This window comes from Brevibacterium sediminis (genome assembly GCF_013623905.1).
GTDB classification, from domain to species: Bacteria; Actinomycetota; Actinomycetes; order Actinomycetales; family Brevibacteriaceae; genus Brevibacterium; species Brevibacterium sediminis.
Window position 1 is genome coordinate 276,886 of sequence record NZ_JABKDD010000002.1, and the last position, 13,858, is coordinate 290,743.

Sequence of the window (13,858 nt, forward strand, 5' to 3'; positions counted from 1 at the left end):
GTGGTGCTGGGGCAGTATGTGCAGGTGGTTCGTGAGTCCGGAAAGCAGAATTCCCTCGTTCCACGTTGACAGGCTATGTCATCTCAATCACACTGTAAACCACAATGTAACAATTATTGCCACACTATGGCAATGCAGTATCGGTCCGATGAACGCTCGACAGCGCCGAGGCCGTCGATAAGTCCTGAGAGTGAGAAATGCGAGGAAGCATGAGCAACGCGATCGAGGAAGCTCGCCCCACGAAGAAGACACCGCTGCGCGCGGCCTTGTCGAGTTGGACGGGTTCGGCCCTGGAGTACTACGACTTCGCGGTCTACGGGACCGCGGCGGCGCTGGTGCTCAACACTCTGTTCTTCCCCGAGACCACCGCACCGGGAATCGCCATTCTGCTGGCGATGGGTACGGTCGGGGTCGCCTATGTCGTGCGTCCGCTGGGTGCGCTCATCATGGGACCGCTCGGTGACCGCTTCGGTCGCAAGTTCGTCCTCATGCTCACTCTGTTCATGATGGGCGTGTCGACCTTCGTCGTCGGCTGCCTGCCGACCTATGACCAGGTCGGAATGCTCGCTCCGATCCTGCTCGTGCTCTGCCGCATCATCCAGGGCCTGTCGGCTTCGGGTGAACAGGCGAGCGCAATCTCAGTCTCCCTCGAACATTCGGACGAGGCGAAGCGGTCGTGGACAACGAGCTGGACCTTGCACGGCACTCAGGCCGGCACCCTGCTGGCCACAGCCGTGTTCATTCCCTTCACTGCCTTCCTCCCTGACGAAGCACTCTTCAGTTGGGGCTGGCGTGTACCGTTCTGGCTGTCGGCACTGGTCGTGCTCACCGCCTGGCTCATCCGTCGCGGGCTCGAGGAGCCGCCGGCATTCAAGGAGTCGCGGGTTGAGAACCCACCGCTCATGCAGGTCTTCCGGTGGCACAAGGCTGCGGTCGTCCGCGTGGCCGTGTGCGCCATGGTCAACACCGTGAATATGGTCTTCACCGTCTGGTCGCTGTCGTTCGCCACGTCGATCGTCGGCCTCGAGCGTTCGACCATGCTGCTCGTCTCGGTCATCGCCAACGGTGTCGCCCTCTTCGCGATCCCGGCGGCCGCACTGCTCTCCGACCGATTCGGCCGGAAACCGATCTTCATCACCGGCGCCGTCGGATCGGGTCTGATGATGTTCCCGTACCTGGGTGCGGTCTCGGCCGGGAACTGGCCGCTCATCTTCGTCTTCGGCGCCATCATGTCCGGCTGCGCGTACTCGCTGGCCAACTCCATCTGGCCCTCGTTCTACGCCGAGATGTTCCCGACGACGGCACGAGTGACAGGTCTGGCACTGGGCACACAGGTCGGATTCGCGGTCTCCGGCGGTCTGGCTCCGGTCCTCGCTTCCGCTGTCGCCGGCGCCGGAGGAGAGAATTGGGTCTCGGTCGCCGCGTTCACCGCGGGCGTCTGCGTCGTCGTCGGCCTGGTCGCGATGACGGCGAAGGAGACGAAGGGACTGAGCCTGGAAGAGATCGATGTCGTCCACGAGGAAAGGTCACGATGAAAACCTCGATTGCCACGGTGTGCCTGTCAGGCACGCTCGAGGAGAAGCTGCAGGCTGCCGCAACGGCAGGATTCGACGGGGTCGAGATTTTCGAACAGGATCTCATCGTCTCCCCCAACTCCCCCGAAGCGACCGCTGCACTGGCCGCAGAGCTCGGACTGAGTCTTGACCTCTATCAGCCCTTCCGCGATTTCGAAGGCGTCGATGACGAGCAGTTCGCCGCCAATCTGACCCGGGCCGAGGCGAAGTTCCAGCTGATGAGTCGAATGGGTATGACCACGATCTTGCTGTGCTCGAACGTCGCCACCGCAACCATCGACAACGATGAGGTCGTCGTCGATCAGCTGCGCCGCCTCGGCGATCTGGCAGAGAGATACGGCATCAATGTCGCCTACGAGGCGCTGGCCTGGGGTCGATTCGTCTCCGAATACGATCGCGCCTGGGACCTCGTCAAGGCCGCCGACCATCCGCGCATCGGCACCTGCCTCGACAGCTTCCACATCCTCTCCCGCGGTACGAACCTGTCACGCATCGCCGAGATCCCGGGCGAGAAGATCTTCTTCCTCCAGCTCGCCGACGCTCCGGCCCTGTCGATGGACGTGCTCAGCTGGTCCCGTCACCACCGAGTCTTCCCCGGCGAAGGCTCGTGGGACCTCACCGACTTCCTCGCTCGCGTCGCCGGGACCGGTTATGCCGGACCGGTGTCGCTCGAAGTCTTCAACGACTCCTTCCGACAGGCCGACACCCAGCGCACCGCCGTCGACGGACTGCGTTCCCTGCGGTGGCTCGAGGCGGCGACCGCGGATCAGGTGTCTGAGGACAATGACCCGGGTTCGACCAGCGGCACTCCTGCAGCCGCCGGTGCGGGACGAGTGCGTCTCGACCTGCAGCGACTGCCCGAGGTCGCCGAACCTCGCGGCGTCGACTACGTCGAGCTCGGCACCGACGACCTCGGGGCACTGACCCGGCAAATCCACCAGCTCGGATTCCGCTTCGTCGGATTCCACCGCACGAAGCCGCACGTCCAGCTGTGGCGTCGCGGACAGGCACGCATCGTCGTCACCGAATCCGCTGGTGTCGACCCCGTGGAATCCGAGCCCTCTGGCGCACCCACCGGATCGGGAACCCATCTGCACGGCATCGGCTTCGCCGTGGCCGATGCCGACGCCGCGATCAATCGGGCGATTCTGCTCCAGGCGACCGAGGTCCCCCGCGACCAGGCCCATGACGAGGAGATCCTGCGCGGCGTCTTCGCTCCCGACGGGTCCGAGGTATTCTTCGGCAACGGAACCGGCATCGACCCCACGTGGACCGAGGAGTTCGGCAACGTCCCCGACGATCGCCGCTCGGCCATCGACCACGTCAACCTCGCACAGCCGGCCCACCACTATGACGAAGCGGTGCTCTTCTACACCTCTCTTCTCGCGCTCCACGCTCAGGTCTCGAACGATGTGCCCAGCCCCTCGGGTCTCGTCCGGTCGCAGGTGATGGCAAGCTCCGACGGGACGATCCGCATGCCGCTCAACCTCGCGCCGCGTTCTGCCGAAACTTCGACGACCGGTGGCTACCCCGAGCACGTCGCTCTCGCCTGCGATGACATCTTCACGGCCGCAGAGACCGCGGTCTCACGAGGATTGGACTTCCTGCCTGTTCCCGAGAACTACTACGAGGATCTCGAGGCTCGTTTCGATCTCGCCCCCGATCTGCTCAAACGGCTGCGGGCGAACAACATCCTCTACGACCGCGACGGCAGCGGCGAGTTCCTCCATTTCTACACCTCGACGATCGGATCGGTGTTCTTCGAGATGGTCGAACGCCGCAATGACTACCAGGGATACGGCGCCCCGAACGCGCCGGTGCGGCTGGCCGCACAGCACCGGCGCAACGCGGGTCGCTGAGCCGAGCGCACTGCTCGACACGGTTCAGAAGGGCCTGCCCGCCACCGGTTCCGGGCTGAACTCCCAGACCGAACTGGACGTCTCAGGACCCTCGATCGGACCGTCAGCCGGCAGAAGGTCCTCGTCCTTGAGCAGTGAGAGGATACGGCCGTGCGAAGCCTGCCAGACGATCCTTCGGACGGCTGACACCTCGGTGTCCAGCACGCGGGCGACTGCGTGGATCTCATCGTGCACGTAGTCGACGGTGAGATCGGCTTCGGAGTCGGCCACCTCGGCGAGGTATCCGACCACCTTGTCGTCGACCTCGAACTGAGGGCACCCGGCGAGCATCAGCAGGTGGAGCCACGTGATGCCCGAGCTCTGGCTGGGCAGAGCTCGCCAGGCCTTCGAGACGTCGTTGTAGAACGCATCGTTGCCGACTCCCTCGCCGACCGCTTCAAGCAGATCACCGACATCATCGATCCCATAGTCGGCCATGACTCGGGTGGCGTCGTCGACGACCTCGGCCTTGAGCACCGCCCCCGGGCGGGTGCTGGCCGGTTTGAGGTTGCACGCCTCGAACTCAGCCCACGGACGTGCCCCACCTGCGGCGGCGATCGAGTAGCGCAGCGACTTCGCTCCATGGGCTTCTCCGTGCTGGGCGATGTACCGGGCGACGACTTTATCCACCGCCGTCGGGTGGGAGCCCGTCGAATAGATTGCGTCGAGGATGCACAGCGCGAGGCTCGCCGGGTAGCTCGGTGTCATCGTCTGGCCGAAGTCGCCGAGGAACTCTCCGCACCTCTGCGCCAAACGAGCGACGCTGTTGGTCGTGATCATCATTGTTCTGACCTTCCGTCGTGCGCCGCACCCTGCGACGCGTCACCTCCGACTCCGATGTCGGATGCGTGGACAGAACATTAGACCGCGGCACTGACATGACTTGCTCGGGAATGAATAGAACACCATTGGTCCGCAGTTTCACCTGCTTCTACACACTTCACCGGGCTGAGATGTGCGCAGCGATCCCAATTCGCCGCCGGCGGCGAATCAGGCCAAGAGGCCGGTCGCCCGTCCTTGGCAGCCATCATGGCCTCTGGCAAAGTGGAGCCATGAGCACAGAAGAGATCATCATCGACGGCCCCCTGGCACGCGCAACGCGGATCCTCTGCCAGGTCTCGGCCAAGCACGTGGCAGACAAAGCTGAGATCGACAAGTCCGAGCTCAAGGACTACGAAAAGGGGAAAGCGGACCTGACCGCCGAGCAGGAGCGTCGACTCATCCTCGCCCTCGAACAGTACGGTGCGCGGTTCATTCCCGACGGCAAGGAAGGCGGCTACGGCATCCGCCTGAAGTTCAGCCGCGCAAAGGTCCGCGCCATCGAACGCTGGGAAGACGAAGGCGGCACCCCCGGCGCCGACGACGTCTGAGCGCCGCGCGCAGACGCAGGGCCTCCTCGGTGAGGCGAAGCCCTGCCAGGGAGTCCCTTGTGACTTCCGGGAATTCCGTTGCGACGACTGTGGCCTCGAATCCGCGCGGAGCGGATTCGAGGCCACAGGTGCATCCGTCGGCGCCGAGCAACCACCTCGGCGACGTTCGAAGTCACCGGCGGATATCGCCGATGAAGATCAGGCGAGTATCAGCGGAGAACGTCAGTTCTTGCCGATGAACTCGAGGTTGTCGACGACACGATTGGAGAAGCCCCACTCGTTGTCATACCAGGCAACGACCTTGACGTGGTTGCCGACGACGCGGGTGAGCGCGGAGTCGAAGATCGACGAAGCGGGCTGACCGACGATATCGGAGGAGACGACGGGCTCGGTCTCATAGTCGAGGATGCCCTTGAGCTCACCCTCGGCGGCCTTCTTGTAGGCGTCGAGCACCTCGTCGCGGGTGACCTCGCGGGACACGGTCGTGTTGATCTCGACGATCGATCCGACCGGGACGGGCACGCGGATGGCGTCGCCGGACAGCTTGCCGTCGAGCTGCGGGAGGACGAGGCCGATGGCCTTGGCCGCACCCGTCGAGGTGGGGATCATGTTCTCGGCGGCGGCACGGGAACGGCGGGGATCCTTATGAGGGCCGTCCTGGACCATCTGGTCACCCGTGTAGGCGTGGACGGTGGTCATGAAGCCCTGCTCGATTCCGGCGAGGTCGTCGAGTACCTTGGCCAGCGGGGCCAGGGCGTTCGTCGTGCAGGAGGCGTTGGAGATGACGGTGTGCTCGGGCTTGTACGACTCGTTGTTCACTCCGTAGGCGAGGGTGACGTCGGCACCCTTCGAGGGAGCGGAGACGAGGACCTTCTTCGCGCCGGCGGTGATGTGGGCGCTGGCCTTTTCGGCCTTGGTGAAGCGGCCGGTCGATTCGAGCGCGATGTCGATGTCGAGCTCACCCCAGGGCAGTTTGGCCGGATCCTTCTCGGCGAAGACCTTGATGGCCTTGCCGTCGATGACGATCTCATCATCCGTGGCCTCGACGTCATGGTTGAAGCGCCCGAGGGTGGTGTCGAACTTCAGCAGCCGAGCGAGATCGTCCACGGGGCCCAGGTCGTTGATGGCCACGACCTCGAGCTCGCTGCCGCGCTCGATCAGCGCGCGCAGGGTGCTGCGTCCGATGCGACCGAAACCATTGATGGCGATGCGAGTCAATGTCACTCCTTGTAGATGTTGAACACGGGATTCGTCTTGATATCTCCATCATGGGCGATCTCCACAAACGCCAACAGTGGCCAGCCAGACAATCTACGCAAGGTTCTCGCCAGTCGTATTGCCAAAGGTCGAAAGTTTTTGGCCACCGTTGTCTTCGTGTGATCCGGGCCCCTGAAATGTGCCGAAAAATGCTCCAGCTCGGCCCGGAAGTGTCAGATCCTCGCCCTGGCGAGCGCCCGCTTTCAGCCCTGGAAGGAGTGACGGTAGTCGTTCGGGGAGGTCGAGAGGATGCGCTGAAAATGCATCCGCAGATTCGCACCCGTTCCGAGTCCCACCTGGTCAGCGATCTGTTCGATGCCCAGGTCGGAATTCTCCAAGAGCTCCCGGGCGACATCTACTCGGGCTCTGAGCACCCACTGCATCGGTGTGTAGCCGGTGTCTTCGACGAAGCGGCGGGAGAAGGTGCGCACGGAGACTCCGGCGTTGGCGGCGAGATCCCGCAGGGTGATCTTCTCGCCGATGTGCTGAAGCGCCCATTCGCGGGTGTCGGCGAAGTCGTCGCCGAGCGGGTCAGGCACGCTGCGCGGCACGTACTGCGCCTGGCCGGCGCTGCGATAGGCAGCGGCAACGAGCCGCCGGGCGACCTGGTTGGACAGTCCGACGCCGTGATCGCTGCGGATGAGATGGAGGCACAGATCGATCGCCGAGGCGGCTCCGGCGGAGGTCAGCAGCTGCCCTTCGTCGATGAAGAGGACGTTTTCGTCGACCTTGATCGAGGGGAACCGTCGGGCGAGCTCCTTCGCCGTCGACCAGTGCGTGGTGGCGCGTCGTCCGACGAGCAGTCCCGTGCGCGCGAGGACGAAGGTGCCGGTGGAGATGGCAGCGATCCGCGCGCCGCGTTCGAATGCCGAGAGGAGCGCCCCGATGACCGAGGCCGGAGGTTCTTCTGCCACCGCCGAGGTAGCACCCGGCAGGATGATCGTGTCCGCGGTCTCCAGGGCGTGAAGTCCCTGGTCGACGGAATAGTCGAGCCCGTCCGAACCGGTCACCTTTCCTGCGGTGATGCCACAGACCTCGACTTCATAGGGCCAGTTGCCTGCGGGCACGGTCGTCGGCCGTCCGCTGGGCACGGCGGAAGCCGCCTCACCGCTCGGATTCGGCTGGGAGCGTGGGGCCGCCTCGGCGCGGGTGCGGTCTGTGGCTGCGTTCGACTCCCGCCCGAAGACCTGGACGGGGACGCCGAGATCCATGGCAGACACCCCGTCCAGTGCCAGCACGAGGATGCGGTGCGGGCGGGAACGGGGTGTTCTGCGCGGAAGGGTGCGGGGCTCGTCACTCATGATCGCCTCTCAGTCTAGGCAATCGGGACTCGCCCCGGGGCGAACTCAGTGCTCGTGGACCCCGGTGAGCTTGAAGCCCAGACGACCGTGGGCATATGCTCCACCGGCACGAAGAGCCGAGGCGGTCCAGGCAGTCTCTGCCAGTTCGGTCTCCGTGGCGCCGGCCTTGACGGCGGCATTCGAATGCGCATCGATGCAGTAGGCACACTGGGTGGTCAAGCCGACGGCGTAGGCGATGAGCTCACGGTACTTCAGCGGGATTTCACGACCTTCGGAAGCGAAGACGGCGTTGTTGAACTCGCCGAAGGCCTTGAGGATGTCGGGAGTGGTTTCCTTGTAGGCCCTGTCGTACTTGCGGTCATTCTCGCGGTCGAAGAAGTCGGTCATGGTCATATCTCCTGTGATCGGTGTCATTCCGATCCTCACGCTACCGAGTCCCCGCATCAATCGCTACGGAATTGTCACCTAAGAGGCGGATCGACACGTACACAGCTGCGCCGGACGGGTTTGCGGTCGGCATGTCTCCTGCGGGTGGATCCGCCTCGACTATCCGCACTGTTTCGAGGTGGATCCGCCCGCAGGAGACACGCGAACCGCTCGGCCTCAGTACAGCGTGCCCTGACCGATGAGAGGGGCAGTCTGCGCTCCCGGCAGAGGCGGTTCCTGAGGTGCGGCTGTGGCGGGCGCGGCCTCAGGATGTGCAACCGCTGCTTCACTCAACGCAGGCACGGGCGCTGCAGATGCAAGGTCTGCAGCTGCTGGGGCTGCCGGAATCTGGTCTGCGGGAGCAGCTGCGCTCGGCACTGCAGGCGCGGTGCCCGGTACAGAGTTCCGGGGAGCCGCCTCGGTGGGTGCAGGGCTTGCAGGCGTCTGACCAGCGGTCGGGACCGCCTCGGCGATGGCCTCGAACATTGCCAGGGTGCCGTGCTGGGCCGCGAGGCTCACCGGTTCTGGGTCGCTCGAGAGCTTGATGCCGACGGTCTGAGTGGCGCGGTCGATGTAGAGCATCTGGCCGTGGATGCCGATGCCGATGACGACGTTGCGGTCGGCCGAGGGCATCCAGAACTGGCTGCGGTACATTCCGCCCGGGTAGGAGCGTCCCGACGGGGACGCAGCGAAGACCTTGGCGGAGTCCTCGGCGCCGGTGAAGATGTCTTCGACCCATTCCGCCGAGAGCACGCGTTCGCCGTTGTCAGTGGTGCCGCCTCGGGCGATCATCTCACCGAAGCGGGCGAGGTCGCGCAGGGTGGCGCTGATGGCACCGTCGGCGATCGATCCGCCCCACCGGTCCTGGCAGACCTGGGCGGCGTGGGCGGCGCCGATCCGCGACCACACGTATTCGCTGGCGACGATGGAGAACGGCTGGCCGGTGACCGCCTCGGCGATCCAGGCGAGCACATCGGTTTCGCAGCTGCGGTAGACGAAGGCAGAGCCGTGTTCGCGGTCGCTGGTCAGCCCGGTGAGGAAGTTCTTGATCCCCTTCGCCGAGGCGGCCGATCGAGGCGCGAAATCGACGGCTTCGAACAGGGCTCGGATCTCAGAGCCCTCCTCGAGGTATTCCTCGGAGAACTTGATGCCCGAGCGCATATCGAGCAGATCGCGAATGGTGGCTCCCGCGTAGCCGCTCTTGGCCAATGCGGGCACATGCGTGGTGACAAGGTCGGTGGGGCGCAGCAGTCCGGCGTCGGCGAGCGCACCGATAACGGTGGCGACGATGGACTTGCTCACGGAGAAGAGCATGTGCTGGCGGGCGGGCTTCATCGGCCAGGCGTATTCCTCGGCCAGCGCCACTCCGTTGCGTGTGACGAGCCAGGCGTCGGTGTGGGTGTTGGCCAGCACGTCGCCGACGGTGGCCCAGTCCTCGTCGGCGGCCGGCCATTTCTCGCGGTCGATCATCAAGGACCGGAAGTCGTTGTCTTCGGTGACGTATTCGCGCACCGGCCCGATGCCGCGCGGGATTCCGCCGGTCGGGAAGATCTCCTGCATCCGGGTGAGCGCGAAAGCGAAGAACTCGGGCCATTTCCAGGTGTCGAGGTCGATGCTCTCGAGCACCGCTTCCGACGGGTCGACGATGGCGTCTTCACTGGCCGAGGTGAGTTCCCCGACGTGCGGCAGGGTGATGTCCAACGCCGAGGCGTCGACATCATCGACTCCGGACTGCACGGTTGCAGGGTCCGCGGAAATCGGGGGCTGCGGGGAGTCCGCGTCCGCAGATCGACCGGGAGCCGCCTCGGTGGCGGTGTCTGTGGATGTGCCGATGCCCTTGGTATTGCCGGACAATGCACCGATTCGTCGGTTCGGCGGGGTCACCGGGCGGGGCGGAAACGTCTCGTCTTCGCCTGCCATGTCACCTCCACTGTCTCGACCTGGACTGCGCTGCGCATGCGCGCGGCTGTCCCGATGTGCAGGGAACAGACTACCGGCACGAGGTGAAACTCCGTAGTCGAGAAGAGCCGATTGGGGCGATGCGGCGTTCTCCGTCCCGATCGTCTGCGTCTCTCACCTGGAGTGACGGTAATGGTGATTACCTATCAGTTATTCATCTGACAGTCGGTCACAGTGCCGATGCGGCGCGCTCGGCTTCCGACTCACTGGCGCCGCCTCGGCCTGCAACGGCGGCTCGGCGTTTCACCTGTCGACCACAGCCCACATCGTCGTCGATTTCTCACCGGCGACGAGAATGGTGCTGTAGCCGGAGGTCAGCTCATCGTATTGGTCGGCCTTGTGCTCTTCGACGAGTCTGCCGGCATCCGAGTCGTAGAAGCTCGTCTTCTTATTATCAGTGAGCACGACCAGCCCGACGTCGGGCAATACTCCCTCGCCGCCCCACGGAGTCGTCGATCTGTAGTCGCCAGCATTCCACGCCGTCTTCCCGGTCGCTGCATCGATGGCGACGACGCCTCCGTCGGGACCCGGCGCGAGTACCGCAGCCTTCCCTCGGCTGTCGAAAGGCACTGTTCTGGGAGCCCCCGAGTACAGCACGGTATCGAAAGCCATCTCCGGTGCATCCGCGAACCATCCTTCCGGCGACCCGTCCGAGCCCTGATATTTGACCGCCGAAGCGAACAGCTGCAGCTGCAGACACGCGGCCCGGCCTTCCGGCGTAAAGGTGAAGTCGGTCGAACACATCGGATCGGTCGCGTCCTCCATCGTCGCGGCGTTAGGGCCGGAGTCGGCGGCCAATGTCGCACTGTCGGTCTCTTTGAGTCCAGCAGGAAGGGTCAGCTCAGCTGCTCTGCTGAACGCCTGGCTCATCGGGTCATCGGGGTCCTCGGCTCCGAAGAGGTAGGTCAGCGTGGTCTCATCGCTTGTCGGAAAGACGTCGAAGTGCTCGACTCCGGAGTCGTCGATCGCTCGAGCTTTGGTGATGGGAACAGTGGCATGACGCCCGGTGTCCAATGAGATCCGTGTGACCATGGAGCCCTCCCCGGACTTCCATGACATGACTGCGTTCTTGCGGTCCGGCGCGAGGTGAATCAGGGAGCCGCCGAAGGTCCGACCGTCATCATCGATCGACAGCGACGGCCAGGCTTCAACCCCTGTCGATGGGTCAAGGGCGAACAACACCGCATTGCCGGCTTCGGAGGTAGGTGTGCAGTGCCCGTCCATTCGCATGCCGCTGTATTCGAGCAGGAGCAGGTCATCTTCGCCGAGGCGGTTGCCGAGCCCTGTCGACCGGGAGCCGAACGCCATCTGTTCATGACACGCATCGTCGGGGCCGGGAATGTCGAATGACCAGGCTTCCTCGCCGTCTTCCCAGGTGTAGGCAGTGACCGTTCCCGAGTAGTCGTTGACGATCACCAGGTCTCCCGCGGAATAGGCTTCTGAGCCTCCGCCTTCGTCATTGATGTAGGCGTCGATGCTCCACAGCTCTTCTCCGGTGGAATCGATCGCCCGCAGCTTCTCTTCGACCCAGTCGGTGACGAGCGCATGCCCCGCACCATCGTCGACGGTCAGTGTGGCGAAGTAATCGAGCTCGACCGGTTCGGCCAAGGTCGGGGTCGTCGTCGGCGATGGTTTTCCCTCTGGTTCGCCGCCGATGCTGCAGCCGCTCAGCGCCACTAAACCTGCCGCCACAACCGCCGCCCACATCCGCTTCATAATGCGTTTCTCCTGCTCATACCCCGGTGCATAGCTTGATCATATGCGGCGGCATTCACATTGGCACTTCGGGTGTGGTGAGCATAGAACCGCGCACTCGCCGAAAAACGGGCTGCGTGTCGAGAAACGGGGGTGCACATGCGTTTCTCGACGCTCAGCCCGTTTTTCGGCGGAGACTGCGAGAAGCGCGGCCGCTAAACCAGCCCCTGGTCCTCGGCGACTCGGATGGCGCGGGCCCGCGAGTCCACCCCGAGCTTCGTGAATACATTGACGAGGTGGCTCTTCACCGTCGCCTCGGTGACGAAGAGCTCCTGTGCGATCTGCGCATTCGAGGCCCCTGTGGCCAGAAGTTTGACGACGTCGCGTTCACGCCGGGTGAGCTTCGGGCTGGGGTTGCGCATCGCGGCGAAGACCTTCGACGAGATCTCCGGAGGCATATAGGTCTCCCCCTTCGCCGCTTTCTCGATCGCCGTCGAGATGTCCCCAGGGTCGATGTCCTTGAGCAGGTAGCCCGAGGCCCCGGCGTTGATCGCGGCGATGATCTCCGAGTCGAGGTCGAAGGTGGTGAGGATGAGCACCGCCGGCGGATTCGGCTTCGCTCGCAGCCGCTTCGTCACCTCGATGCCGTCGATCCCCTGCCCCAGCCGCAGGTCGCAGAGGACGACTTCGGGGTCGAGTTCGTCGACGACCGTCAGCGCCTCCTCGCCGCTGCCGGCCTCACCGACAACCGCGATGTGGTCCGGAGCGTCGATGACGGACTTCAGGCCCGCCCGCACGACCGGGTGGTCGTCGACGAGGATGACTCGAATGCTCATGCGTTCTCTCCTGGATCGCGTGTCTCACCTGTGTTGCTTTCACCATCGCCGAGGCGGCCCGATCCATCCGTGCCCGACCCGTCCGCGCCTGTGCCCTCACCCTCGCCGAGGCGGCGGTCCGAATCCGCGCCCGATTCCGCGGCTGAGATGCTGAGGCCCTCGCCCCGGGTGTGCAGCTGGGACTGGCTCGGCAGGGTCGCGGAGATCGCAAAGCCGGATCCCTGACTCGATTCGATGACGAGTTCACCGCCGAGTTCGCGCATCCTTGAGCCGATGAAGTCGAGACCGAATCCCGAATCGGGGTTCCGCTGCCGATTGTGAGGATCGTCCATTCCGACGCCGTCATCGACGATGTCCATCCTGATCGCCCCGTCGAGGTCCATGAGGCTGACCATCACTCGTGTGGCCTGCGAATGCTGCCGAACGTTGGCCAGCGCAGACTGCGCGGTCCGCAGCAGCGCCACCTCCGCCTCGGCGGACAGATTCGGCAGGGTCTCGTCGACGTCGAGGCGGCCCCTGATCGTACTGTCCTCCTCGAGCCGGGCGAGCAGGCGGCGGATGGCAGCGGTCAGTGCGCCGTCCTCAAGTTCGGCCGGGGCGAGCGCAGCGATGATGCGGCGGACGTCGCGGGAGCTCTGCGCGGCGAGCTCCTCGACCTGGGCGAGCACCTGCCCGGCGTGATCATCGGTGGTGCGCTCCGCCTCGGCGTGGGCGATGAGGCGGATCGACGAGATCGACTGCGCGATCGTGTCGTGGATGTCGCGGGAGACGCGGGTCCGCTCCTGGATCTCGCCTGCGTGGCGCTGGGTGAGAGCGAGCTCGTCCTGGAGGTCGAGCAGGTTCTGGTGGGCGAGCTCAAGCGAGCGCAGCAGTTCCTCGCGGCGGCGGCCCTCGCGCAGGAGTTCGATATAACCGCGGGACAGCCCGAGAGCGAACACGGCACCGATGAGGGAGCCGATGATGCTCGGGGTCGGCACCTGCCCGTAGTGCGCGAGTGGGGCGACGATTGTCGCGATGTAGGTGAGTGCGGTGAAGACGACGGCGATGCGCAGGGAGAAGAGGTGGCCTGCGAGCAGCCAGAGGAGGAAGGCGACCCAGATGAACTCGGCGGAGACGAGCAGGGTGCACAGCCAGGCGGCTGCGAGGACGATGAGCCACCATTTCGCGAGGACCAGTGCGCCGGAGCGCGCTGCGCGGACGGCGCCGAGGGCGTACCAAGCGAGGAAGACGACGCTCACGGCTACGGCAGCGAGCATCGGTGCACCGGCAGAGACCGCGCGGATGCAGGAGATGAGCATGAGGACGAGAGCGATGGCGTGCTGACCGAACTCCATCGTGCGTTCCGTCCATTTGCGTGCGCCCACGCTGCCACCTTCCTGCAGATCGGCCTCGGCGATGAAACTGCCGAAGCGGTGATCCTGTGCTGTCATGTTCTCCCTGCCAACTCAATCACATCCCGACCCCCGGTGGTATGACATCTGAGCCGTCCGGTGCGGAAACCGAGCGGGCCCGGGCGACGATCTGCGTCGTCGCCCGGGCCCA

General features: G+C 64.8%; 11 protein-coding genes. 3 read left to right on the forward strand and 8 right to left on the reverse strand.

The features are described 5' to 3' along the window. Positions 1-209: 209 nt before the first annotated feature. Both HK108_RS05730 and HK108_RS05735 read left to right on the forward strand, forming a co-directional pair. Positions 210-1,535 (forward strand): MFS transporter, encoded by a 1,326-nt coding sequence (locus HK108_RS05730; protein WP_139467996.1) that lies wholly within the window; start codon positions 210-212, stop codon positions 1,533-1,535. Continuing rightward, the gene (locus HK108_RS05735; RefSeq protein ID WP_181270799.1) at positions 1,532-3,433 is read left to right on the forward strand and encodes a bifunctional sugar phosphate isomerase/epimerase/4-hydroxyphenylpyruvate dioxygenase family protein; all 1,902 of its coding nucleotides are present in this window, start codon (positions 1,532-1,534) and stop codon (positions 3,431-3,433) included. The genes HK108_RS05730 and HK108_RS05735 overlap by 4 nt, the downstream gene beginning before the upstream one ends. 24 nt (positions 3,434-3,457) lie before the next feature. On the opposite strand, the gene HK108_RS05740 is transcribed toward HK108_RS05735, so the two are convergent. Next, positions 3,458-4,255 carry a DUF8548 family protein gene (locus tag HK108_RS05740; protein WP_181270800.1) on the reverse strand — a complete coding sequence of 266 codons (798 nt, stop codon included), beginning with the start codon at positions 4,253-4,255 and terminating at the stop codon, positions 3,458-3,460. 269 nt (positions 4,256-4,524) lie between these two features. On the opposite strand from HK108_RS05740, the gene HK108_RS05745 reads away from it, so the two are divergent. After that, positions 4,525-4,842, forward strand: coding sequence for an XRE family transcriptional regulator (locus tag HK108_RS05745; protein ID WP_181270801.1), 318 nt, complete (start codon positions 4,525-4,527; stop codon positions 4,840-4,842). Between the two features lie 222 nt (positions 4,843-5,064). On the opposite strand, the gene gap is transcribed toward HK108_RS05745, so the two are convergent. The 7 genes from gap to HK108_RS05780 form a co-directional block, all read right to left on the reverse strand. Next, on the reverse strand, positions 5,065-6,060 hold the full coding sequence (gene gap / locus HK108_RS05750) for a type I glyceraldehyde-3-phosphate dehydrogenase (RefSeq protein ID WP_181270802.1): 996 nt from the start codon (positions 6,058-6,060) through the stop codon (positions 5,065-5,067). A 242-nt stretch (positions 6,061-6,302) separates the two neighbouring features. Then, the gene (locus HK108_RS05755) at positions 6,303-7,400 is read right to left on the reverse strand and encodes a GlxA family transcriptional regulator (RefSeq protein ID WP_218973622.1); all 1,098 of its coding nucleotides are present in this window, start codon (positions 7,398-7,400) and stop codon (positions 6,303-6,305) included. A gap of 45 nt (positions 7,401-7,445) precedes the next feature. Continuing rightward, positions 7,446-7,814, reverse strand: a complete 369-nt coding sequence (locus tag HK108_RS05760; protein WP_229663963.1) for a carboxymuconolactone decarboxylase family protein — start codon at positions 7,812-7,814, stop codon at positions 7,446-7,448. Positions 7,815-8,003: 189 nt separating this feature from the next. Then, a complete protein-coding gene (locus tag HK108_RS05765; protein ID WP_181270803.1) occupies positions 8,004-9,746 on the reverse strand; it encodes a serine hydrolase domain-containing protein in 1,743 nt (580 codons plus the stop codon). A 282-nt stretch (positions 9,747-10,028) separates the two neighbouring features. Then, positions 10,029-11,501 carry an outer membrane protein assembly factor BamB family protein gene (locus HK108_RS05770; RefSeq protein ID WP_181270804.1) on the reverse strand — a complete coding sequence of 491 codons (1,473 nt, stop codon included), beginning with the start codon at positions 11,499-11,501 and terminating at the stop codon, positions 10,029-10,031. A gap of 194 nt (positions 11,502-11,695) precedes the next feature. Next, a complete protein-coding gene (locus HK108_RS05775) occupies positions 11,696-12,316 on the reverse strand; it encodes a response regulator (RefSeq protein WP_139467990.1) in 621 nt (206 codons plus the stop codon). Further along, entirely contained in the window at positions 12,313-13,746 is a 1,434-nt protein-coding gene (locus HK108_RS05780) for a sensor histidine kinase (RefSeq protein ID WP_229663962.1), read from the reverse strand. The genes HK108_RS05775 and HK108_RS05780 overlap by 4 nt, the downstream gene beginning before the upstream one ends. Positions 13,747-13,858 lie beyond the last annotated feature (112 nt).

Coding starts and splice junctions, on each gene's coding strand:
- HK108_RS05730 (WP_139467996.1), top strand. CDS start 210: ATGAGCAACGCGATCGAGGAAGCTCGCCCCACGAAGAAGACACCGCTG.
- HK108_RS05735 (WP_181270799.1), top strand. CDS start 1,532: ATGAAAACCTCGATTGCCACGGTGTGCCTGTCAGGCACGCTCGAGGAG.
- HK108_RS05740 (WP_181270800.1), bottom strand. CDS start 4,255: ATGATGATCACGACCAACAGCGTCGCTCGTTTGGCGCAGAGGTGCGGA.
- HK108_RS05745 (WP_181270801.1), top strand. CDS start 4,525: ATGAGCACAGAAGAGATCATCATCGACGGCCCCCTGGCACGCGCAACG.
- HK108_RS05755 (WP_218973622.1), bottom strand. CDS start 7,400: ATGAGTGACGAGCCCCGCACCCTTCCGCGCAGAACACCCCGTTCCCGC.
- HK108_RS05760 (WP_229663963.1), bottom strand. CDS start 7,814: ATGACACCGATCACAGGAGATATGACCATGACCGACTTCTTCGACCGC.
- HK108_RS05765 (WP_181270803.1), bottom strand. CDS start 9,746: ATGGCAGGCGAAGACGAGACGTTTCCGCCCCGCCCGGTGACCCCGCCG.
- HK108_RS05770 (WP_181270804.1), bottom strand. CDS start 11,501: ATGAAGCGGATGTGGGCGGCGGTTGTGGCGGCAGGTTTAGTGGCGCTG.
- HK108_RS05775 (WP_139467990.1), bottom strand. CDS start 12,316: ATGAGCATTCGAGTCATCCTCGTCGACGACCACCCGGTCGTGCGGGCG.
- HK108_RS05780 (WP_229663962.1), bottom strand. CDS start 13,746: ATGACAGCACAGGATCACCGCTTCGGCAGTTTCATCGCCGAGGCCGAT.